Annotated in this window: 1 pseudogene; it reads right to left on the minus strand. The window is 71.5% G+C overall.

Annotated features, from left to right (window positions below):
• A pseudogene (locus tag IH68_RS54885) lies at window positions 1-1,500 on the minus strand (SDR family NAD(P)-dependent oxidoreductase); the annotation flags it as partial.

Genomic DNA, 1,500 nt, shown 5'->3' on the forward strand with positions numbered 1-1,500 from the left:
CGCCACAAATCCTCCGGCGAACCCACCCCACCCGGGAACCGGCACGCCATCCCCACGATCACCACCGGATCATCGGACGTGCTCGCCGGCGCGGGCAGCAGGTCGGATGCACTCGGTTCCTCGCCGCCGAGGAGCTCCGTCCTGATGTGCCGCACCAGGGCGCTGGGCGTCGGGTAGTCGAAGATCAGGGTGGTGGGCAGCCGCATGCCGGTGGCGGCGTTCAGACGGTTGCAAAGATCGACCGAGGTGAGGGAGTCGAAGCCCAGGTCATCGAAGGTGTGGTCTGCGTCGATGTCGGCGGCCGAGGCATGGCCGAGCACGGCCGCCGCGGCGCCGCGCACCAAGTCGGACAGGAGTCGGTCACGGTCGGCCGGCAGAGCGGCCGCCAACTGTGTCCTCACGTCCTGCCGGTGGGCTCCGGTACCGGCCTCGGCCTTGCGACGGGCCCGGACACGGACCAGGGCACGCAGCAGCGCGGGAACCTCCTCCGCCGCCCGCCGACGCAGCCCCGCGAGATCGAGGTCGATCGGCGACACTGCGGCCCGCTCCAACCCGGCGCCCCGCTCCAGCGCAACGTCGAGCAGCCCCAGACCTTGTTCGGGGGCGAGCGGCTGCATGCCGCCGCGTGCCATGCGTCGCAGGTCCGCCTCGGTCAGCTCGGCGGTCATGCCCGCACCCGGTGCCCAGGGGCCCCAGGCGAGGGCGGTCGCGGGCAGGCCGGAGGAACGGCGGGTGACGGCGAAGGCGTCCAGGAAGGCGTTGGCGGCCGCGTAGTTGGCCGCCGGCCGTGTGGACCACGGCAGTCAGCGGGTGCCCGGAGGGGATGGCCGCGAGGGCGCCGGCCACTTGGTCGCGGTCGGCGACGTCAACCGCTGCCACCTCGACCTGAGCACCCAACTCAGCCAGTTCAGCGACGAGTTCACCAGCACCCGGGGCCTCCAGGCCGCGGCGGCTGGCCAGCAGCAGATGCCGGATTCCATGCTCGGTGACCAGGTGTCGGGCCACCAGCGCACCCAGACCACCCGTACCACCGGTCACCAGCACCGTGCCGTCCGGATCCAACGGCACCGGGACGGTCAGGACGACCTTGCCGACATGGCGGGCCTGCGACACATACCGGAAGGCTTCGGGGGCGCGCCGCACATCCCAGCACGTCACGGGAAGGGGCTTGAGAACGCCCGCCTCGAACAGCGCGACCAGGTCGGCCAGCATCTGCCCGATCCGCTCCGGCGCCACGTCCATCAGATCGAACGCCCGATAGGCCACGCCCGCGTGCTCGGCGGCCACCGCCTCCGGGTCACGGATGTCGGTCTTGCCCATCTCCAGGAAACGCCCACCACGCGGCAGCAACCGCAACGACGCATCCACGAACTCACCAGCCAGCGAGTCCAGTACGACATCCATGCCACGACCACCGGTCGCCGCCAGGAACGCCGCCTCGAACTCCGTGTCCCGGGAGGAAGCGATGTGCGCCTCGTCCAGACCCAGCTCCCGCAGCGT

Source organism: Streptomyces sp. NRRL S-646 (assembly GCF_000720765.1).
Lineage (GTDB): Bacteria > Actinomycetota > Actinomycetes > Streptomycetales > Streptomycetaceae > Streptomyces.